Genomic DNA, 20,559 nt, shown 5'->3' on the forward strand with positions numbered 1-20,559 from the left:
TCTCAACGCTCCTTCGTATAGGGTACGCCGCCGGCCTTAGGCGGTGTTGCAACGCCGATGAAGCCGGCGAGCAGGATGCAGGTCAGGACATAGGGCAGCGCCTGGAAGATCTGCACCGGCACCTCGCCGACCAGCGGCACCTGCTTGCCCTGCATGAAATTTGCCAGCGCATCGAGGAAGCCGAAGAGCAGGCAGGCGAACATGACGGGCACCGGCTTCCATTTGGCGAAGACCAGTGCTGCAAGTGCAATATAGCCCTTGCCGGCCGACATGTCCTTGATGAAGGCGGCCGACTGCGCGATTGCGAGATAGGTGCCCGAGAAGCCGCAAAGGATACCGGCGCAGATGACGGCGCGGTAGCGCAGCCAGCTGACGGAGATGCCGGCCGTGTCGACTGCGCCCGGGTTTTCGCCGACCGCGCGCAGACGCAGGCCGAAACGCGTGCGGTAGAGGATCCACCAGGAGAACGGCACCGCAAGGAACGCCAGATAGGTGAGGATATTGTTGCCGGAGATCACGTTCGCATAGAGCGGTCCGATGACCGGCACCTCGCGCATTGCGTCGGCGCCGGGCAGGATGATTGGCGTGAAGCGCGCGTCGCCCGCCAGCTGGGGCGTGCGTCCGCCCTGTCCGAACCAGGCCTGACCAAGGACAATGGTGATACCCGCGACGAAGAAGTTGATCGCCACGCCGGAGATGATCTGGTTGCCGCGATTGGTGATCGAAGCGAAGCCGTGCACGAAACTGAGCGCGACGGAGCAGACGATTCCGGCACCGAGGCCAAGCCAGGCCGAACCCGTGAGGTAGGCAACGCAGGCGGCCGCGAAGGCCGAGCCCAGCATCTTGCCTTCAAGGCCGATGTCGAAGATGCCGGCCCGCTCGGAAAAAAGCCCGGCAAGAGCGGTGAAGATCAGCGGGATCGAGAGACGTACGGTCGAGCTCAGAACGCTGATGAAGATGTCATAATAATCCATCGTTCGCTCTCCCTACGCGCTCTTGAACTGTTGATAGACGCGCACCAGCGCCGGACGGAACATGTATTCCAGGGCACCGGCAAACAGGATGACGAGACCTTGGATCACAAGGATCATTTCGCGGGTGATGTTTGGCATCTCGAAGGAGATCCAGTCGCCCCCCTGATAGAGAATGCCGAACAGGATCGCCGACAGAACGATGCCGACAGGATGGTTGCGGCCCATCAGGGAGACGGCGATCCCGACGAAGCCGGCGCCGCCGACAAATTCCACCTGCAGGCGGGCGGACGAGCCCATGACAGGATTGAGCGCCATCATGCCGGCAAGCGCGCCGGAGAGCAGCATGGCGATCATGACGGTACGGGCATACGGAATGCCCGCATAGGAGGCGGCGCTCGGGCTGACGCCGAGCGTGCGCATCTCGAAGCCGAGTTTGGTGCGCCAGATCAGCAGCCACACGAAATAGGAGGCGACCAGCGCAATGATGAAGGAGACGTTGAACGGAGCAGCGCCGAGCTTTGCGCCGAACATGTTCATCAGCCAGCCGAGCTTCGGCAGCTGCCCGCCCTCGAGGAACGTCCGGGTTTCCGGCGCCATCTTGCCCGGAACGATCAGGACGTGCACCAGCAGATAAACCATCAGCGCAGCGCCGATATAGTTGAACATGATGGTGGTGATGACGATATGGCTGCCGCGCTTCGCCTGCAGGAAAGCCGGAATGAAGGCCCAGGCTGCCCCGAACAGGCCCGCACCGACGACTGCCACCGGCATGGTCACATACCAGGGCACGTAGCGGTCGAGTGCAAGCGCCACCAGGGCGCAACCCAGGCCGCCCAGATAGGCCTGGCCCTCGGAGCCGATGTTGAAGAGGCCGGCATGGATGGCAACGGCGACGGACAGGCCGGTGAAGATGAAGCTGGTGGCGTAGTACAGCGTAAAGCCGATCCCTTCGCCGCTGCCCAGCGCGCCCTCGATCAGCAGCGATAGGGCCGCCAGCGGGCTTTCGCCGATCAGCCAGACAACGAATCCGGAGATCAGGAAGGCCACGATCAGGTTCAGGATCGGTATGAGGCCGTAATTGATCCAGTTTGGAAGTGGGACGGAAGCAGTGCTCATTAAGGCCTCACGCGGCAATGCCGGCCATCATCAGGCCGAGGGTCTGTTCACCGGCATCGGGCGTCTTCTCGCCGACCACATGGCCGGCAAACATGACAAGGATACGGTCTGAAAGGGCGCGGATTTCGTCGAGCTCCACGGAAACGAGCAGGATGGCCTTGCCCGCGTCGCGCATCTCGATGATTCGGCGGTGAATGAACTCGATGGCGCCGATATCGACACCGCGGGTCGGCTGTCCGATGATCAGCGCCGACGGATCGCGTTCGATTTCGCGGGCGACGACGATCTTCTGCTGGTTGCCGCCGGAAAAGTTCGCTGTCTTCAGCCGTGGGTTCGGCGGACGGATATCGTATTTCTCGATCTTCTCCATGGCATCCTTGCGGATCGCCTCCAGGTCGAGCAGCGGGCCCTTGCTGTAGGCCGGATTGCGGTGATAGCCGAGTACCGAGTTTTCGTACTCCTCGAATTTCAGAACCAGACCCATGTGATGGCGGTCTTCGGGAATGTGGGCGAGGCCGAGTTCCCGAAGGCGCGCAGGATCCGCCTTGTCGATCGGCTGGCCGTCGAGCAGGACTTCGCCGGAATGCGGCTTGCGGATACCCGCGATCGCTTCCAGGAGTTCGGACTGCCCATTGCCGGCGACGCCCGCAACGCCTACGATCTCGCCGGCATGGACGTCAAACGAGACGTTGTCGACCATGACCACGCCGCGGTTGTCCTTGACCGAGAGATTGCGCACCGACAGCACGACCTTGCCGGGATTGGCCTCGCCCTTCTGCACGCGCAGCAGAACACGGCGACCGACCATCAGCTCGGCCAGCTCCTCGACCGTTGTTTCCGAGGTCTTGCGCGTTGCCACCATCTCGCCGCGGCGCATGACGGAGACCGTATCGGTGATCGCCATGATTTCGCGCAGCTTGTGGGTGATCAGGATGACCGTCTTTCCCTGGTCGCGCAGCACGCCGAGGATCTTGAACAGGTGGTCCGCTTCGGCAGGGGTCAAAACGCCTGTCGGCTCGTCGAGAATGAGAATCTCGGCGCCGCGATACATGGCCTTGAGAATTTCGACGCGTTGCTGCAGGCCGACCGGAAGCTGCTCTATGACGGCGTCCGGATTGACCTCCAGGCCATAGTCCTTCTCGAGGCGGCGCAGCTCGGCGCGGGCCGACGAGACGCCCCTGGCAAGCAGCGCGCCGCCTTCGGCGCCCAGCATGATGTTTTCCAGCACCGTGAAATTGTCGACCAGCATGAAATGCTGATGCACCATGCCGATGCCGGCCGAGATGGCGGCCTGGCTGTCCTTGATGGTCACGGGATTGCCGTTGACGCGGATCTCTCCGCTGTCGGCATGATAAAAACCGTAGATGATCGACATCAGTGTCGATTTTCCGGCACCGTTTTCCCCGATGATCCCGTGGATCGTGCCCTTGGCGACGGTGAGGTTGATGTTCTTGTTGGCGTGAACGGCACCGAATTTCTTGTCGATGCCCACAAGTTCGATAGCGGGCGTGTCTGTCACTGCAGGCTCCAAATACGAAAAGGGCGTATGGCGAAAAGATTCCACCATACGCCCGTCTCAGTCGCGGATCACTTCGGGCAAGCGTTGTCCGAGGTGTAATCGTGAACCTTGATGGTTCCTGCAATGATGTCGGCCTTGGCCTTGTCGACCGCTGCCTGCATTTCAGGCGTGATGAGCGCCTTGTTGTGCTCGTCGATGGCGGCCGCAACGCCGTCTTCCTTGACGCCGAGCGATTGAACGCCGGCGGTGAACTTGTCACCCTTGACGTCGGTGAAGGCGTTGAAGACTGCGAGGTCGACGCGCTTGACCATCGAGGTCAGCACGGAACCCGGATGCAGGTAATTCTGGTTGGAGTCGACGCCGATCGAGAACTTCTTGTTGTCGGCTGCCGTCTGCAGAACGCCGAGACCGGTTGCACCGGCAGCCGCGTAGACGACGTCTGCGCCCTGGTCGATCTGGTTCTTGGTAAGTTCGCCGCCGCGAACCGGGTCGTTCCAGGCAGCGCCGGTCGTGCCGGTCATGTTCTGGAAGACTTCGATCTTCGCATTGGCGGCGCGTGCGCCCTGCTCATAGCCGCATCCGAACTTGCGGATGAGCGGAATGTCCATGCCGCCGACGAAACCGACCTTGCCGGATTTGGACGCCATGCCGGCGAGAAGACCGACGAGGAACGAGCCCTCTTCTTCCTTGTATACGACCGAGCGGACGTTCGGCTTGTCGACCACGGCGTCAACGATGATGAACTTGGTGTCCGGGAATTCGGCTGCGACCTTCTCGATTGCAGAGGTCCAGGCGAATGAAACGGCAACAACCGGGTTGAAACCGCGGCTTGCGAAGTTGCGGATCGCCTGTTCGCCCTGGGTGTCGCCAGTCGGCTCGAAGTCACGATACGCGACACCGGTTTCCTTCTTGAACTTTTCGGCGCCGTTGAAGGCTGCTTCGTTGAACGACTTATCGAACTTCCCGCCGGTGCCGTAGACCAGTGCCGGCTTGACGTCGGCGGCAAGCGCCGTCGTGGACATGGCGGCCACGGCAAGGAGAGTCAGAAGGGATTTTTTCATAGTGCAGCCCTGTTGTTAGTATTAGTTAGGGGTCCTCCCGCAAGCCTGTTTTCAGGCATGTCTGCGGAACCACCGACCTTCCCCCGGAGGCCTGGCTGCGCGCATCCTTGCATGGCTCAAAAGAAAATTCACCAGAAATTTTTCGACTGGTAAAAATTTGCCGCAACTGCCAAAAATCAGCTCAAGCGGGCTGAATTTTGCGCAAAATCATCGATGGGTTGTGATTTTTCTAGGCATCGGGCAGCCAATACGGCTGCCGCCAAGCTAGGCAGCGAAGCGGCCGGCGGCCGGCTGCTTCTTGTAGCCGGCCATCCACAGCAGCAGCGAGAGCACGAGAAACACCGCAAATGCCGGCTGCATCATGAGCCATTGAAAGGCGAGCGTATAGAAGCGCGGGTGGATGTAGTAGGAGATGGAGGATTGCAATGCGTCAAGCGACGAGGCGTTCAGATCCTGCCACGCCGCGCCCATCGGCGTTATGACCACGGAGGAGGCCGCCACGGATTGAATGGAATCGACGGTCCCGGCAATCACAGCGACAGCCAGCGCAACAAGACTCGCCAAACGCAGTAGGAAACGCATCGATCTCTCCGGCCTTTGATCCGCCGGACAACCGCCGGCCAGCCGCATCATTCTCCACCCAACACAAAAATAGCGACGTGCTGGCGGAACTGCAATGGAGGCTCAGCCGCACTTTTACCGGAAGAAGTCAAAAAACTGTTAGATTTAGGTTGATCGCCGAAAATTCATCGGTATATATCGCGCCGTTCCAACGATTTGCGTCTGACGACGCAGGCCGGCAAAGGACAGGTGGCCGAGTGGTTTAAGGCGCACGCCTGGAACGCGTGTGTACGTGAAAGCGTACCGTGGGTTCGAATCCCACCCTGTCCGCCATCGAAATGCTAAGCCGCCAAAGTCTGTTGCTCGCTTCAAGTCGCGAGTGGGGGCATATTCCCAAGCACTATCCGAGGGTTGTTGATCCGGAGTGTCGGTAGAAGGACGGCGCGTTGGAATAGCTGTGCCCATCGTGTTGCCGCGGTATCGGTGTCCCGCGCGCCCTGGTGTTGCGCTTTCCCAACACGCCTTTGGGAATGCCCGATGACCTTGCCGTTTTCGGCGCTCGAAACACATTTTGGTCACGGATGGGCGTACAGGGAGACCGACCTACCCCAATCCATTGATCAATCGGAATCTTTGAAATTGCATCTGTTTTCTGTTCTTCGGCTGCTGTCCGCGGCAGCCGGCGCTATTCTTCTCGCGAGCTGTACCCAATTGCCGGCCGAGCGAATTGTCGTCGCGACACCCAATCCGCCGATCGTGAAGGCGGCCGTTCCCGAAAAAGTGCCCGCGCCCTCGCGCCCCGCGCCGGACAAGCCGGACTATCCGGCTATCTATGCGGACCGCAACGACGGAGACTACCACTTGCCGGCCATCGCCCATGCTGAGGTCGATCCCTACTATCTCCGCCAGGAGGTGGACTACGACACTGACGAGCCGCCCGGCTCGATCGTCGTCGATACCGAAACCAAATTCCTCTATTTCATCCTGAAGGACGGCCGGGCGATCCGCTATGGCGTCAGCCTCGGCGCGCAGGGCCGCGCCTGGAAGGGGCGCGCAATCATTCAGTGGAAGCGGAAGTGGCCCACATGGACCCCGACGCCCTCCATGATCGGGCGCAATCCGAAGCTCGAACAGTGGAAGCAGGGCATGCCGCCCGGCCTGCAGAACCCATTGGGCGCGCGGGCGCTCTATATCTTCCAGGATGGCCAGGACACGCTCTATCGCATCCACGGCTCGCCGGAATGGAAGACGATCGGCAAGAATGCCTCGTCCGGCTGCGTCCGCATGTTCAATCAGGACGCCATCGATCTCTACGATCGGGTAAGGGGCAAGGCGGTCCTTGTCGTGAAGTGACGCCGACAGCGGGGACGGCAGAGACGCGGCCCATGCGCCGCGTTTTCCCGTCTCAGACGAATACGGCCTGATCGACGCGGTCTTCCGTGCCGAAGAATTTCAGGTAGCGCTGGACTTCCTCGGGATCGCCGGTTGCCTTTTGCGGATTGTCGGACAGCTTGACGGCTGGGCGGCCGTTGGCGTCGCTGACTTTGCAGACGATGGAAATCGGGTTGAGGCCTGAAATCTCCGTCGGCGCGCAGCCGGCAAAGTCGTTGGTAAGGTTGGTTCCCCAGCCGAAGCTCATGCGCACGCGCCCCTCGAAATGCTTGTAGGTGTCGATGATCGCGTCCACGTCGAGGCCGTCGGAAAAGATGAGCAGCTTCTGGCGCGGATCGCGGCCCATTTTCTTCCACCAGTCGATGATTTTCTCGCCGCCTTCGATCGGTGGGGCGCTGTCTGGGCGGAAGCCCGTCCAGTCGGCCACCCATTCCGGCGCGTCGCGCAGGAACGCGGCGGTGCCGAAGGCGTCGGGCAGAACGATCAGCAGGTTTCCGCCGTAGAGCTTGTTCCAGTCGCGCAGCACCTTGTAGGGCGCGTTGTGCAGCTCCTCGTCGGTCTGCGCCAGCGCGGCGGCCACCATGGGCAGTTCGTGGGCGTTCGTACCGACCGCCTCCAGATCCGAATCCATGGCCAGCAGGACGTTGCTCGTGCCGGTGAAGGCTGGGCCGATACCTTCCTTGAGCGCCTCCACGCACCAGCGCTGCCAGAGGAAACTGTGGCGGCGGCGCGTGCCGAAATCGGAGATGCGCAGGCCCGGCAGTTCGCGCAGCCGTTCCACCTTCTCCCACATCCGGGCCTTGGCACGTGCATAGAGAACGTCGAGCGTGAACGGGCCGAGCGCCCTCATCGCCGACCGCGACCTGAGTTCGTTGATGATGGCGAGTGCCGGAATTTCCCACATCGTGGTTTCCTTCCACGAGCCGTGGAAATCCAGCACATACTGCCCGTCACGTTTTGACAGCTCATACTCGGGCAGCTGGAAATGCGAGAACCAGGCCAGAAACTCCGGCTCGAAAATCTGAGCGCGCCCATAGAAGCTGTTACCGGCCAGCCAGATCGTTTCCTTTTTCGACAGCTTGAGCGTCCGCGCGTGATCCAGCTGTTCGCGCAGTTCCCCCTCGTCGATTTCTTCGGCGAGATGAACGCGCTTCGTGCGATTGATCAGCGTGAAAGTGGCATCGACGTCGGGATAGAGCTTCCAGATCATCTGCAGCATCAGCAGCTTGTAGAAGTCCGTATCGATCAGGCTTCGGACGATAGGGTCGAGCTTCCAAGCGTGATTGTAAACGCGCCGTGCGATGTCGGTCTTGGCCATGAATTCCACCCATTCATCCGTTCGGGCGCGCCAAGAACCGGCGCACGACGACCGGCTCGTGCGTCTTCTTATCGAAAAATCGGCCGATAATGTCCAGCTCTAATAACCGTCCGTCAATTGCCGCGGGTGCCGATCGCCTCGAGAGGTTGCCGAAAGGTTTCCGCCAGCCTTAGTACCCCAGCTCGCTGTCAATGACGAACTGCAGAGCTTCGCCGCGCTCGAACCGCGCGATCTGGTTTTCGACGTGCCTGAAAAGTGCGTTCTCCTCGGAGACCGCCGCATCGTGCGGCGTGAGGAAGACGTTCTCCAGCCCCCATAGCGGAGCGTCTGCCGGAAGCGGCTCCACTTCGAACACGTCGAGCGAAGCGCCTCCGAGCAAGCCGCTTTCGACTGCCGAGACAATATCGGCTTCCACCTGGCTCTTGCCGCGTCCGGCATTGATGAAGACAGGCTTGCCAAGCGCTCCGCCCTGCCGAAGCCTGGCAAACAGCTGGGCATTGTAGAAACCGGTCGTCTCCGGCGTCAGGGGAAGCAGTCCGACGAGAACATCGGTCTTCGCCAGAAACGAGTCGAGCTCGCTGGCGTCAAACGTCTCGATGCCTTCCATCTCCTTGGCGGTGCGCGACCAGCCGATGACGTTGAAGCCCATGACGCGGAGCTTCGACGCCGCATCCTGGCCGAGGACGCCAAGGCCCATGATTCCGACGGTGACCTCGGCAGCTTCGGGTGCGATCAGCTTGCCCCACCTGCGTTCGCGCTGGTGCTGGTCGTGCCTGTGCTGTCCGCGCAGGTGCATCAGGCATTGCATGACGACCCACTCGCTCATCCGCGTCGTCAGGCTGCGATCGACGAAACGGACGATCGGCACATCAGGCAGGCCGGGCAGGTTCAGGAAGCTGTCGACACCGGCGCCGCCCGAGAAGATGATCTTCAGGTTGGGCGCGCGTTCGAACTGATCGGCGTCGGGCTTCCAGAGCAAGGCATAGTCGATGCCGCTCAGGTCGCGGCCCTTGGCGGCCGGATCGGCGATATTGATGCTGCCGCGATCCGCAAAGGCGGTTTTCAGGATGCGGGCGATGCCTTCGGGATTGAACTTGAGATCGACGAGAACGGGCGGTCTGGTAGACATGATCTTCTTTATTGTTGCACGACCGGCGTCGGCACGGCCTCTATGTTGAAGGCTGCGGCCATCAGGGCCTTGGTGTAGTCGTCCTTCGGCGCGCCGAAGATCTCGGATGATGCGCCCTGTTCGACCACCTTGCCGAAGCGCATGACGATGACGTCGTTGGCAAGCGCTTTCACCACCTTGAGATCGTGACTGATGAAGAGATAGGCGAGATCGTGCTTCTTCTGCAGGTCGCGCAGGAGATCGACCACTTGCGCCTGTACGCTCATGTCCAGCGCCGACGTCGGTTCGTCGAGCATGACGAAGCGCGGCTTCAGCACCATGGCGCGCGCAATCGCAATGCGCTGGCGCTGGCCGCCGGAAAACTCGTGCGGATACCGCCACCGCGTCGTCGGGTCGAGTCCGACTTCCTCCAGCGCCCAGCACACGCGCCGGTCGCGTTCCTCGTAGGACAGCGACCGCTCGTGAACCTTCAATCCCTCGGCGATGATGTCGCCGACCGACATGCGCGGGCTGAGCGAGCCGTAGGGGTCCTGGAACACGACCTGCATTTGGTTGCGCAACGGTCGCATCTCCGTAAACGAATAGTCGGCTATATCCTTGCCGACGAAGCTGATCCGCCCTTGCGAGGAGATCAGCCGGGTCAAGGCGAGACCGAGTGTCGTCTTGCCGGATCCGGATTCGCCGACCACGCCGAGCGTCTGTCCGGCGCGCAGCGACAGGTCGATCCCGTCCACGGCCTTCACATGGTCGACAACCCTGCGCATCAGCCCCGCCTTGATGGGGAACCACACGCGAATGTCGGCCCCCTGCATGACGATCGGCTTGGAGGTGTCGGAAAGCGGCGGTTCGCCGCGCGGCTCCGAGGCCAGCAGGTGTCGCGTATAGTCATGCTTCGGATTGGTGAAGACCTCTTCGACGGTGCCGGTCTCGACGATCTCGCCCTTGGTCATCACGCACACCCGGTCCGCGAACTTGCGGACGATCCCGAGGTCGTGGGTGATGAACAGCATGGACATGCCGTGCTGTCCCTTCAGCTGCCGCAGCAGCTCGAGGATCTGCGCCTGCACCGTCACGTCCAGCGCCGTTGTCGGTTCGTCGGCGATCAGCAGTTCCGGGCGGTTGGCCAGCGCCATCGCGATCATCACGCGTTGCCGCTGGCCGCCGGACAGCTCGTGCGGGTAAGCCTTCAGGCGTTTCTCCGGTTCGCGGATGCCGACCTGGTTCAGCAGTTCCAGCACGCGCGTACGCGCCGCCTGGCCGGTCAGCCCCTGATGCAGCGCCAGGATCTCGGCGATCTGCTTCTCGATGTTGTGGAGCGGATTGAGCGACGTCATCGGCTCCTGGAAGATCATCGTGATATCGTTGCCGCGCACCTCGCGCAATGCCTTGTCCGATGCCTTCAGGAGGTCCTTGCCCTTGAAGAGGATCGCTCCCGAGGGGTGGCTGGCCGAGGGGTAGGGGAGGAGGCGCAGGATGGAGTTCGCGGAGACCGACTTGCCCGACCCGGACTCGCCCACCAGCGCCACCACTTCCCCCCTGTGAATGTCAAAGGACACGCGATCGACAGCCAGCGATGTTTCCCCGCCCTGATGGAAGGCAACAGAGAGATCGCGAACGGAAAGCAGGGGTTCTTGAGTACCGCTCATTGGAATGTCTTCCTTGGATCGAAGGCATCGCGCACCGCCTCGCCGATGAAGATCAGCAGGGAAAGCATGATCGACATCGCGAAGAAGGCCGTCAGGCCGAGCCACGGCGCCTGCAGATTGGACTTCCCCTGGGCAATCATCTCTCCCAGCGACGGAGAGCCGGGCGGCATTCCGAAGCCGAGGAAGTCGAGCGAGGTCAGCGTCGTGATCGACCCCGACAGGATGAACGGCAGGAAGGTAAGGGTCGCCACCATGGCGTTCGGCAAGAGGTGTCGCCACATGATGGTGCGGTTGTTGACGCCGAGCGCGCGGGCGGCGCGCACATATTCGAAGTTTCGTGCTCGCAGGAATTCGGCGCGCACGATGCCGACGAAGCCGACCCAGGAGAACAACAGCATGATGCCCAGCAGCACGAAGAAGCCGGGCGGCAGGATCGCAGCGATGATCAGCAGGATATAGAGCACCGGCATCGACGACCAGATTTCGATGAAACGCTGCAGGAGCAGATCCGTCCAGCCGCCGAAATAGCCCTGGATCGCGCCGGCCCCTACGCCGACGACAGCCGAGCAGATCGTCAGAACCAGGCCGAACAGGACCGAGATGCGGAAGCCGTAGATGACGCGCGCGAGCACGTCCCGCGCCTGGTCGTCGGTGCCGAGCCAGTTGAGGTTGCTGAAGGTGCAGCCCGGATCGTTGACGCCCTGCGGATAGCCGGAGCATCGCTCCTCCTGGCTCATCATCCAGAAGGGTGCGGTCGGCGCCGAATGCGGAATGTTGGAGTTGACCGAGCGGTAGGAGTAACGGATCGGCGGCCAGATCATCCAGCCGTTCGCGTTGATCTCGTCCGATATGACGTCGGACCGGTAGTCCGTTTCGGCCAGGAAGCCGCCGAACTTCTCCTCGGGATAGTTGACCAGCACGGGAAACAGGATCTCGCCCTTGTAGGAGGCGACGATCGGCCGGTCGTTGGCGATGAACTCGGCAAACAGGCTGAGGATGAACAGCAGGAGAAACAGCCAGAGCGACCAGTAGCCCCGCCGGTTCGCCTTGAAGTTCTTCCAGCGGCGGATGTTGGTCGGCGACAGCAGGCCCTTGCGCGGCGGCTTGACCGGCGTCGCGGTCACCGGATTGGCGGCGGTGTCCATCAGACGTCCCTCCGCTCGAAGTCGATGCGCGGATCGATCCAGGTGTAGATCAGGTCGGAGACGAGGCTCACGAACAGGCCGAGCAGCGAGAAGATGTAGAGCGTCGCAAAGACGATCGGATAATCTCGGTTGACCACCGAGAGGTAGCCGAGGCGCCCAAGTCCGTCGAGCGAGAAGATGTTCTCGATCAGGAGCGATCCCGTGAAGAAGGCGGAGATGAAGGCGCCCGGAAAGCCGGCGATGATGATCAGCATGGCATTGCGGAAGACGTGGCCGTATAGCACCTGCCGTTCGTTCAGACCCTTGGCGCGGGCAGTCACCACATACTGCTTCTTGATCTCTTCGATGAACGAGTTCTTGGTCAGAAGCGTCGTCGTCGCGAAGGCGGCGAGCGACAGCGAGATCAGCGGCAGCGCCAGATGCCAGAAATAGTCGAGCGGCTTCTGCCACCAGGCAAGCTGGTCGAAATTGTCCGAGACGAGGCCGCGTAGAGGGAACCAGTCGTAGAACGAACCGCCGGCGAAAAGTACGATCAGCAGGATGCCGAACAGGAAGCTCGGCACGGCATAGCCGATGATGATCACGCCTGATGTCCAGACGTCGAAGGTCGAGCCGTCCCTGACGGCCTTGCGGATGCCGAGCGGGATCGAGATGCCGTAGGAAAAGATCATGATCCAGACGCCGAGCGAGGCCGAGACGGGCAGCTTGTCCTTGATCAGGTCGAGAACGGACGTGTTGCGGAAGAAGCTCTCGCCGAAATCGAAGCGGATGTAATTCCACATCATTTCGCCGAAGCGCGTCAGCGGCGGCTTGTCGAAGCCGAACTGCTTCTCGAGCTTGGCGATCAGCTCCGGATCGAGGCCCTGCGCGCCGCGGTATTTCGAGCCGCCCTCGTCGAGGCCGCCACCGCCCATCAGGTCGCCGCCACCGCCGGAAATGCGAGAATCCGCCCCCTGCGCATCGCCGGTCAGTTGCGCGATCACCTGCTCGACGGGCCCGCCCGGCGCAAACTGGATGACGGTGAAGGATATGGCCATGATCCCGACGATCGTCGGGATCATCAAAAGCAGGCGGCGAAGGACATAGGCTCCCATCAGCGAGTGGCCCCCGGGGAGTTCTTGGTCGTGCCTTCCAGTCTATTCCCGTTCAATCCGCCAGCCTTTTTTCGCCGGTCATGTCCGGCCTCTGTTCTTGTTCCGAACTGATTCGGACCGCCCATTTGGAGCCCAGCCGTGCGGCCAATGCAAGGCCGCTCACTTTGCCGCTTTCGACCACCAGATATCCGGGAAACCGGTGGAATAGGTGGGCAGCTCGGCAGGGCGTTCGAATTTGTCCCAATATGCGATCGGGATATCCGAGCGATAGTAGAGCGGCACGACATAGTGCCTTGCCAACATCACGCGATCCATCGCCTTGATCGCGGCAATCTGATCGTCGCGGCTCGGCGCGAATATGATCTTCTTGATCAGTTCATCGACCGCGGGATCGGCAATGCCCGCGTAGTTGCGCGATCCCTGCTGGCTGGCGGCGGCCGAACCCCAGTAGTCGGCCTGCTCGTTGCCGGGGTTCATCGTCTCGGCCCAAACATTCCAGATCATGTCGTAGTCGAAGCTGCGAACGCGGTTGGTGTACTGGGATGGATCGACGGTGCGCACGCGCGCGTCGATGCCGATCTTCCTGAGTGCCTGCGTATAAGGAACGGCAACCCGTTCCAAAGTCGGGCTGCTGAGGAGCAGCTCGAAGGAGAGGGGCTTGCCGGTCTTGGTGTTTACCATCCGGCTGCCCTGGATTGCGTAGCCGGCCTCCTTAAGCAGGCTGATCGCCTTGCGCAGGTTCTCGCGACTTTTCTGCGGATCGCCACCGACCGGATTGCTGTAGGGCGTAGTGAAAATCTCCGCCGGCACCTTGTCTTTCATGCCCTGCAGGATCTCCAGCTCGCGGCCTTCGGGCAGGCCGGATGCCGCGAGTTCGGTGCCGAAGAAGAAGCTGTCGACGCGATTGTAGGCGCCGAAGAACACTGTGCGGTTCATCTCCTCGAAGTCGAAGGCGTAATTCAGCGCCTCGCGCACGCGCTCGTCCTTGAATATGTCGCGGCGTATGTTCGGCACCATGGCCTGCATGATGCCGGTCGCGCGAAGCTGGTTCGGCAGTTCTTCGCGCTTGATGCGTCCGTCCTTGACGGCTGGGAAGTCGTACCCCGTCGCCCAGCGGCTCGCTTGGTTCTCCTGCCAGAAATCCACGTTGCCGGCGCGGAACGCCTCGAACTCGACATCCCTGTCACCGAAGTAGGTGTAGGACACAGCGCCGAAATTATTCTGCCCGACATTCACGTTGACGTCCTTGCCCCAGTAATCGTCCCGCAGCTCGTAGGTGATCTTGCTGCCGGCTGAAAAGGGGCCGATCTTGTAAGGACCGGAACCCATGACGGGCTCAAGTGTCGTCTTCGAGATGTCCCGTGGCTTTCCGTCGGGTCCTTTGCCTTCCCACCATGCCTTGGGCACGACTTGGAGCTGGCCGAGAATGTTGGGAAGCTCCTTGTTTCCCGTCTCGTCGAAGGCGAAGGTGACGTCGCGCTCGCCTGTCTTTTCGGCCTTCACGACATGGCCGTAGTAGTTCGAAAGAAGCGGATTGAGTTCCTTCGACTTCTCGAAGCTGAAGATCACGTCCTCCGGCGTCACCGGGCTTCCGTCAGCCCACTTGGCTTCCTTGCGCAGCCGAAATGTCGCTCTGGAAACATCGTCGGGATACGAGACGCCTTCGGCAAGCAGGCCGTAGGAGGCAAGCAGTTCGTCGTCGGCCGACTTCATCAGCGTTTCGAAAACGAGCCCGAGCCCCGTCACCGTTTGGCCTTTGCTCAGAAGCGGATTGAACGTGTCGTACGTCCCTGCCGTCGAGAGCCTGAGGTCTCCGCCCTTCGGCGCATCCGGGTTGACGTAGTCGAAACGTTTAAAGCCGGGCTGGTACTTGAGTTCGCCGATTGACGACGTGCCGATCCGGAAATTCTGCTCCTGCGCCGACGCCTGCAAAGGCAGGGCAAAGACGCCGGCAAGAGAGAGAACCAAACCCAGTTTCGACCACGCACGCGCCATCCGCCAGCCCCATATTGTTGTTCGCTTCGCCGAGAATAGGCGAAAAGCAGGCGAAAAACAGGTGACCCTTCAGTTTTTATGGGGTTCGCGGAATCGTGACTGTTTTGTCATCGGGTACGGGTCGACCGACAAATTCGACTGAGGCGATTTCGCCCCGCAGTCGGCAAAGGCCAAAACATCGATTCACCAAAATTGCTTTTCACGGTAGGCTCGATTGCAAATCACCCGAGCCCAGGTTCGGCAGACGTTCAGGAAATGGCATGGTTCTCCGCATCTCTCACGCACTTCATACTCTAGGCAGGCTGGCGCTCGCCGGCGCGATGGGCGCAAGCATCATCGCCGGGGATGTCGCCGCGCAGCAGAAGCAGCCGAGCCCGGGGAGCGCGAAGGCGATTTTCGGGTCGGTCGCGCTGCCGACCCAAGGGGCCGCGCAGCCCTTCGGTTTTTATGCCAAGGGCTGCATGACAGGCGCCGTGGCGCTGCCCGCCGATGGGCCGACATGGGAGGCAATGCGGCTTTCGCGCAATCGTCGCTGGGGCAATCCTGCGATGATCGGATTGCTGGAACGGCTGTCACGTGATGCTGCAAACTACGACGGCTGGCCTGGCCTTCTCGTCGGCGATATTGCGCAGCCGCGCGGAGGGCCGATGTTCAACGGCCACGCCTCGCACCAGATCGGCCTCGATGCCGACGTCTGGCTCACCCCCATGCCGTCTCACAGGATGAGCGCAGAAGAGCGTGAGACGTTGCCGTTCACGACGATGCTGCAGAAGAACGCGTTCCTGACCATCAATCCCGACGTCTGGAGCGATGCGCATGCGCGGCTTCTGATGCGTGCGGCGAGCTATCCGCAGGTCGAGCGTATCTTCGTCAATCCGGCGATCAAGAAGAAGATGTGCGACACCTGGACCGGCGATCGCACCAATCTGGGCAAGCTTCGTCCCGAATACGGTCACGATTCGCATTTCCACATCCGCATCAAGTGCCCGCCGGGCGCTGCAGGCTGCAAGCCTCAGGCGCCAGTTGCCGCCGGCGACGGCTGCGGCAAGTCCCTGGCATGGTGGTTCACCAAGGAGCCCTGGGCTCCGCCGAAACCGCCCAAGCCAGGTGCGAAGCCGGTCAAGCCGCGCGAGGTCATGGTGTCGGATCTTCCCAACGCCTGCTCGGCGGTTCTCGCTGCGCCGCCGGTCTCCTCGGTTCGGGCCGCGACCTATGGCGGGGCGTCGGCGGCCGAGGCCTTGACGGTTGCCCCGGCGGCAGAGCCTGCGGTTGCTCCCGACGAGGCGCTGCCTGCTACCGGACCCATTCCCGACGACAAACCATCTGTCCAATGAGCGCAGTCACAGGGCGCTCTTTCAAAGGCAAATCACTTCGTATAGAAGCGGTCAAATCGATTGAATTTTCGGACGGAGGTCGCCTTTTATGGCCAATGGCAAATGCCTTGCGTTGATCGCGCACGACCAGAAGAAGGATGACATGGCCGAGTTCGCGCGCCGCAACCGCGAGACGCTGGCCGCGAACTGGAAGATCGTCGCCACAGGCACGACCGGCGGCCGCGTTCTGGACGCCGCACCTGACCTCGACGTGACGCGGCTGAAGAGCGGCCCGCTCGGCGGCGACCAGCAGATCGGCGCGCTGATCGCGACGGGCGAAGTCGATGCCCTCATCTTCTTCGTCGATCCATTGACGCCGATGCCGCACGACGTCGACGTCAAGGCGCTGATGCGGCTTGCCATCGTCTATGATATTCCAATGGCGCTCAACGAAGCGACTGCGGACAAGCTAATCGCAAATCTTCACGCTTAACCGGCGCTGAAGGCGCACTCACGGAACCTGCCATGCACCAGCTCGACACCAGCGAAGCCTCCTTGCCCTATCCGATCCTTATCGGTGATATCGGCGGCACCAACGCCCGCTTTGCGATCATCGCGGACGCGACCGCTGAACAGATCAATTTTCCGAATGTCCGCACAGCGGACTTCGAGACCATCGACGATGCCATCCGTGCCGCCATTTTCGAAAAGAGCACCATCAAGCCGCGCTCTGCGATCCTTGCCGTCGCCGGACCGATCAGCGACGACGAAATCCCGCTGACCAATTGCGACTGGGTGGTTCGCCCGAAAACGATGATCGAAGGCCTGAGACTGGAAGACGTGCTCGTCGTCAACGATTTCGAGGCGCAGGCGCTGGCGATCTCCGGCCTCTCCAGCGAAAATCGGGAACGCCTTGGTCGCGCATCGGGCGAGATGGTCGCGTCCCGTGTGGTCCTTGGCCCCGGCACCGGCCTTGGCGTCGGGGGGCTCATCCATGCACGCAACGTCTGGATTCCTGTGCCGGGCGAGGGCGGGCATGTCGATCTCGGGCCGCGCACCAAGCGGGATCTTGAGATTTTTCCGCATGTCGAAACCATCGAGGGCCGGATTTCCGCAGAACAAATCCTGTGCGGCCGCGGGATCGTCAACCTCTACCGTGCGATCTGCGCCGCCGACGGTGTCGAGCCGACTTACGCCGATCCGGCTGATATCACGTCGCATGCGCTTGCCGGAACCGACGCCGTTGCCGTCGAGACCATCGCACTCTTTTCGACCTATCTCGGACGCGTTGCCGGCGATATGGCGATGATTTTCATGGCTCGGGGCGGCGTCTTCCTGTCGGGCGGCATCTCGCAGAAGATTTTGCCGGCGTTGCGAAAGCCGGAATTCCGGGCTGCTTTCGAGGACAAGGCACCCCATTCCGCCTTGCTCGCGACCATTCCCACCTACGTCGTCACCCATCCGCTTGCGGCGCTTGCGGGCCTTTCGTCCTATGCGCGCAAGCCGGACAGTTTCGGCGTTTCGACGGACGGGCGTCGTTGGCGAGGCTAGCCGACCCTAGCCAAACGGGCGCCAACTCTTTATAGAGCCGCTCGAGCGCGAGCCGACATGTCGGCTCGCATGGTCCGAGACAGGAAGCTTTTTTTGACTTCAACCGATACCCAGCAGCGACCTGTTGACAGCGGCACGGTCACCGCCGTCCTGAAGCGCATCCTTGCCGAGAATGGCCGCGAGCACATCTGGGGCTACGCCGTTGCCATCGGCTGCCTTGTGATTGTGGCGCTGTCGACGGCCTTCACGGCCTGGATCATGCGTGTGATAATCGACGAAGCCTTCGCCAATCGGCGGGCCGATGTCGTCTGGATCATCTGTCTTGCGATCTTCATTGCCTTCGTGATGCGTGGCTTTGCCAGCTATGGCCAGGCGGTGGCATTGTCCAAGATCGGCAACAATATCGTCGCCCGTTATCAGAGCCGTCTCTATGTGCATCTGATGACGCTGTCGGTCGGCTATTTCAACGAAGCGCGGTCCGCCCGCATCGCGGCACAGGTCAGCCAGAATGTCGGTGGCATCAGGGACGTTCTGAACCTGACGATCACGTCGACCGCGCGCGACCTGCTGACCTTCGTGGCGCTGATCGGCGTCATGGTCTACCAGGATCCCTTGCTCAGCCTGGCGGTGCTTATCCTCGCCCCGCCCCTGCTCCTGGCCTTGCGCTACCTTTCCAAGCGCCTGCGACAGGCAACGAAGGAAGCGATCGATCTCAACAGCCACGTGCTCGGTGCGATGCAGGAGACCATTCAGGGCATTTCCATCGTCAAGGCCTTCACGATGGAAAGGCAGCTCGAGCACAAAATCAACAAGATCATCGTCGCTGCCGAAGGGCGCGCAAACAAGATCGCCAGACTGTCCGAGCGCAATGCGCCGATGACGGAAACCTTTGCCGGCTTTGCGGTTGCCAGCGTGCTGGCCTATGCGGCATATCGGTCTATCTATTTCAACGCCCCGCCGGGCGCTTTCTTCTCGTTCGTGACGGCGCTGCTGCTTGCCTACGATCCGGCGCGCCGCCTCGCCAAGTTGCAGGTTCAGTTGGAGCGTGCAGCCGTCAACGCCCGGATGATCTACGACCTTCTCGACATGGAGCCACGCCAGCGCGACCTGCCGGACGCCAAGCCGCTGGTCGTGACCGAGGCCCGCATCGAGTTTCGAGACGTCGCGTTCGCCTATGGCAGCGATGCGGTTCTCAATGGTGTGAATTTCGTAGCCGAAGGCGGCAGGACAACCGCGCTCGTTGGGCCTTCCGGCGCCGGAAAGTCCACGATCATCAATCTCATTCCGCGTTTCTACGACCCGGCATCCGGCGATATCCTGATTGATGGCCAGGACATAGCCCACGTCACCAAGCAGTCGCTCCGCGAACAACTGGCCTATGTATCCCAGCAACCCTACCTGTTCGAGGGTTCGATCCGCGACAACATCCGCTATGGCCGGCCCGACGCGACGGATGCCGAAGTCGAGGAAGCCGCCCGGCTGGCCTATGCCCACGATTTTATCCTGGCCCAGCCGCAGGGCTATAGCACTGCCGTCGGCGAAAACGGCGTGACGCTCTCCGGCGGTCAGCGCCAGCGCCTGTCGATTGCGCGCGCTCTGGTGCGCAACGCGCCGATACTGTTGCTGGACGAAGCCACATCCGCCCTCGACACGGAGTCGGAAGCGGCCGTCCAGAAAGCGCTCGAGGAGGCGATGACGGGCCGCACGGTCGTTGTCATCGCGCACCGGCTGTCGACCGTGGTTCGCGCCGACAAGATCGTCGTCATGCAGCAGGGCCGCGTCGTCGAGGAGGGCAGTCACGATACGCTTGCGAAGCGCAGTGACGGGCTCTACGCTCGCCTCAACAATCTCCAGAGGCCCGCGGCCTCGGATTCACACTGATCGACCGGGACGATAGCTGAGATGAGCGATGCTGCGATGAAGCTGGTGGTGGTTGGGGCAGCAGGTCGCATGGGGCAGACGCTCATTCGGCTCCTCCATTCCATCGAGGGCGTTACGCTGCATGCCGCCGTTTCCCGCCCCGGCTCGGCATTCATCGGCAAGGATGCGGGCGAGGTTGCTGGCCTTGGTCCGAATGGCGTCATCATCGGCGATGATCCGCTCACAGCCTTTCTGCACGCCGATGGTGTCCTCGATTTCACCACGCCGGCGACGACGAACGAATTTGCCGCACTCGCGGCGCAGGCCCGCATCGTGCATGTCATCGGCACCACCGGCTGTTCGCTCGATGATGAGGCGAAGATCGCGGCCGCCGCCCGCCATGCTCGCGTCGTCAAGTCCGGCAACATGGGCCTCGGCGTCAACCTGCTCAGCGTTCTCGTCGAGCAGGCGGCGCGTGCGCTCGATCCTGGCGATTGGGATATCGAAATTCTCGAGATGCACCACAAGCGCAAGGTCGACGCGCCGTCGGGCACCGCGTTGCTGCTGGGTGAGGCCGCCGCCAAGGGGCGCGGTATCGATCTGTCTGCAAATGCCGTCCGCGTTCGCGATGGTCACACTGGTCCCCGCGAAGCCGGCACCATCGGTTTTGCCACGCTGCGCGGCGGCTCCGTCATCGGCGAGCACTCGGTCGTCCTCGCCGGCGAAGGCGAGCTGGTCACCCTGTCGCACAGCGCCGGCGATCGTTCGATCTTCGCGCGCGGCGCCATCAAGGCGGCACTTTGGGCCCGTGACAAGAAGCCGGGTCTTTATTCCATGCTCGACGTCCTCGGGCTTTCCCAAAACTGATCTTTTTCGGAGGCATTT

17 protein-coding genes and 1 tRNA gene are annotated in these 20,559 nt (G+C 61.8%); 7 read left to right on the top strand and 11 right to left on the bottom strand.

Annotated elements, in window-relative coordinates:
* Positions 1-2: 2 nt before the first annotated feature.
* From ASC97_RS04155 to ASC97_RS04175, 5 genes are all read right to left on the bottom strand, one after another.
* Positions 3-974, bottom strand: a complete 972-nt coding sequence (locus ASC97_RS04155) for an ABC transporter permease (protein WP_057467109.1) — start codon at positions 972-974, stop codon at positions 3-5.
* A gap of 12 nt (positions 975-986) precedes the next feature.
* Complete coding sequence (locus ASC97_RS04160; RefSeq protein WP_057467110.1) at positions 987-2,090, bottom strand: ABC transporter permease; 1,104 nt, start codon at positions 2,088-2,090, stop codon at positions 987-989.
* A 7-nt stretch (positions 2,091-2,097) separates the two neighbouring features.
* Complete coding sequence (locus ASC97_RS04165; RefSeq protein WP_200959437.1) at positions 2,098-3,609, bottom strand: ABC transporter ATP-binding protein; 1,512 nt, start codon at positions 3,607-3,609, stop codon at positions 2,098-2,100.
* A gap of 68 nt (positions 3,610-3,677) precedes the next feature.
* Positions 3,678-4,670, bottom strand: coding sequence for a BMP family lipoprotein (locus tag ASC97_RS04170; RefSeq protein WP_057467112.1), 993 nt, complete (start codon positions 4,668-4,670; stop codon positions 3,678-3,680).
* A gap of 264 nt (positions 4,671-4,934) precedes the next feature.
* On the bottom strand, positions 4,935-5,252 hold the full coding sequence (locus tag ASC97_RS04175) for a hypothetical protein (protein WP_057467113.1): 318 nt from the start codon (positions 5,250-5,252) through the stop codon (positions 4,935-4,937).
* 222 nt (positions 5,253-5,474) lie between these two features.
* Here ASC97_RS04175 and ASC97_RS04180 point away from each other — a divergent pair.
* Both ASC97_RS04180 and ASC97_RS04185 read left to right on the top strand, forming a co-directional pair.
* Positions 5,475-5,564, top strand: a tRNA-Ser gene (locus ASC97_RS04180).
* A gap of 306 nt (positions 5,565-5,870) precedes the next feature.
* Positions 5,871-6,584: a L,D-transpeptidase gene (locus ASC97_RS04185; protein WP_057467161.1), complete on the top strand. Its 714-nt coding sequence runs from the start codon at positions 5,871-5,873 to the stop codon at positions 6,582-6,584.
* A 52-nt stretch (positions 6,585-6,636) separates the two neighbouring features.
* Here the strand turns inward: ASC97_RS04185 and pncB are convergent, their stop codons facing one another.
* The 6 genes from pncB to ASC97_RS04215 all read right to left on the bottom strand — a co-directional run bounded on the left by pncB (position 6,637) and on the right by ASC97_RS04215 (position 14,950).
* Entirely contained in the window at positions 6,637-7,941 is a 1,305-nt protein-coding gene (gene pncB / locus ASC97_RS04190; RefSeq protein WP_057467162.1) for a nicotinate phosphoribosyltransferase, read from the bottom strand.
* A 169-nt stretch (positions 7,942-8,110) separates the two neighbouring features.
* Positions 8,111-9,070 carry a 2-hydroxyacid dehydrogenase gene (locus tag ASC97_RS04195; RefSeq protein ID WP_057467114.1) on the bottom strand — a complete coding sequence of 320 codons (960 nt, stop codon included), beginning with the start codon at positions 9,068-9,070 and terminating at the stop codon, positions 8,111-8,113.
* An 8-nt stretch (positions 9,071-9,078) separates the two neighbouring features.
* On the bottom strand, positions 9,079-10,716 hold the full coding sequence (locus ASC97_RS04200; protein ID WP_057467115.1) for an ABC transporter ATP-binding protein: 1,638 nt from the start codon (positions 10,714-10,716) through the stop codon (positions 9,079-9,081).
* Positions 10,713-11,861 (bottom strand): ABC transporter permease, encoded by a 1,149-nt coding sequence (locus ASC97_RS04205; RefSeq protein ID WP_057467116.1) that lies wholly within the window; start codon positions 11,859-11,861, stop codon positions 10,713-10,715. Before ASC97_RS04205 ends, ASC97_RS04200 begins: the two co-directional genes overlap by 4 nt.
* Positions 11,861-12,955, bottom strand: coding sequence for a microcin C ABC transporter permease YejB (locus ASC97_RS04210; RefSeq protein WP_057467117.1), 1,095 nt, complete (start codon positions 12,953-12,955; stop codon positions 11,861-11,863). The genes ASC97_RS04205 and ASC97_RS04210 overlap by 1 nt, the downstream gene beginning before the upstream one ends.
* A 159-nt stretch (positions 12,956-13,114) precedes the next feature.
* On the bottom strand, positions 13,115-14,950 hold the full coding sequence (locus ASC97_RS04215) for an extracellular solute-binding protein (RefSeq protein ID WP_057467118.1): 1,836 nt from the start codon (positions 14,948-14,950) through the stop codon (positions 13,115-13,117).
* Positions 14,951-15,210: 260 nt separating this feature from the next.
* On the opposite strand from ASC97_RS04215, the gene mepA reads away from it, so the two are divergent.
* The 5 genes from mepA to dapB all read left to right on the top strand — a co-directional run bounded on the left by mepA (position 15,211) and on the right by dapB (position 20,541).
* A complete protein-coding gene (mepA, locus tag ASC97_RS04220) occupies positions 15,211-16,284 on the top strand; it encodes a penicillin-insensitive murein endopeptidase (RefSeq protein ID WP_057467119.1) in 1,074 nt (357 codons plus the stop codon).
* A gap of 88 nt (positions 16,285-16,372) precedes the next feature.
* Positions 16,373-16,756, top strand: a complete 384-nt coding sequence (locus tag ASC97_RS04225; protein ID WP_057467120.1) for a methylglyoxal synthase — start codon at positions 16,373-16,375, stop codon at positions 16,754-16,756.
* A gap of 32 nt (positions 16,757-16,788) precedes the next feature.
* The gene (locus ASC97_RS04230; RefSeq protein ID WP_057467121.1) at positions 16,789-17,814 is read left to right on the top strand and encodes a glucokinase; all 1,026 of its coding nucleotides are present in this window, start codon (positions 16,789-16,791) and stop codon (positions 17,812-17,814) included.
* 93 nt (positions 17,815-17,907) lie between these two features.
* Positions 17,908-19,695, top strand: a complete 1,788-nt coding sequence (locus ASC97_RS04235; RefSeq protein WP_057467163.1) for an ABC transporter ATP-binding protein — start codon at positions 17,908-17,910, stop codon at positions 19,693-19,695.
* Between the two features lie 21 nt (positions 19,696-19,716).
* Complete coding sequence (dapB, locus tag ASC97_RS04240; protein WP_057467122.1) at positions 19,717-20,541, top strand: 4-hydroxy-tetrahydrodipicolinate reductase; 825 nt, start codon at positions 19,717-19,719, stop codon at positions 20,539-20,541.
* The last annotated feature ends 18 nt before the right edge of the window (positions 20,542-20,559 follow it).

The sequence above is a fragment of the Rhizobium sp. Root1203 genome, assembly GCF_001424945.1.
Taxonomy (GTDB): Bacteria; Pseudomonadota; Alphaproteobacteria; order Rhizobiales; family Rhizobiaceae; genus Rhizobium.

Bases quoted from the DNA above. Each gene is read 5' to 3' on its own strand.
- ASC97_RS04155 (WP_057467109.1), bottom strand. From the start codon at position 974: ATGGATTATTATGACATCTTCATCAGCGTTCTGAGCTCGACCGTACGT.
- ASC97_RS04160 (WP_057467110.1), bottom strand. From the start codon at position 2,090: ATGAGCACTGCTTCCGTCCCACTTCCAAACTGGATCAATTACGGCCTC.
- ASC97_RS04170 (WP_057467112.1), bottom strand. From the start codon at position 4,670: ATGAAAAAATCCCTTCTGACTCTCCTTGCCGTGGCCGCCATGTCCACG.
- ASC97_RS04175 (WP_057467113.1), bottom strand. From the start codon at position 5,252: ATGCGTTTCCTACTGCGTTTGGCGAGTCTTGTTGCGCTGGCTGTCGCT.
- pncB (WP_057467162.1), bottom strand. From the start codon at position 7,941: ATGGCCAAGACCGACATCGCACGGCGCGTTTACAATCACGCTTGGAAG.
- ASC97_RS04195 (WP_057467114.1), bottom strand. From the start codon at position 9,070: ATGTCTACCAGACCGCCCGTTCTCGTCGATCTCAAGTTCAATCCCGAA.
- ASC97_RS04200 (WP_057467115.1), bottom strand. From the start codon at position 10,716: ATGAGCGGTACTCAAGAACCCCTGCTTTCCGTTCGCGATCTCTCTGTT.
- ASC97_RS04205 (WP_057467116.1), bottom strand. From the start codon at position 11,861: ATGGACACCGCCGCCAATCCGGTGACCGCGACGCCGGTCAAGCCGCCG.
- ASC97_RS04210 (WP_057467117.1), bottom strand. From the start codon at position 12,955: ATGGGAGCCTATGTCCTTCGCCGCCTGCTTTTGATGATCCCGACGATC.
- ASC97_RS04215 (WP_057467118.1), bottom strand. From the start codon at position 14,950: ATGGCGCGTGCGTGGTCGAAACTGGGTTTGGTTCTCTCTCTTGCCGGC.
- mepA (WP_057467119.1), top strand. From the start codon at position 15,211: ATGGTTCTCCGCATCTCTCACGCACTTCATACTCTAGGCAGGCTGGCG.
- ASC97_RS04225 (WP_057467120.1), top strand. From the start codon at position 16,373: ATGGCCAATGGCAAATGCCTTGCGTTGATCGCGCACGACCAGAAGAAG.
- ASC97_RS04230 (WP_057467121.1), top strand. From the start codon at position 16,789: ATGCACCAGCTCGACACCAGCGAAGCCTCCTTGCCCTATCCGATCCTT.
- dapB (WP_057467122.1), top strand. From the start codon at position 19,717: ATGAGCGATGCTGCGATGAAGCTGGTGGTGGTTGGGGCAGCAGGTCGC.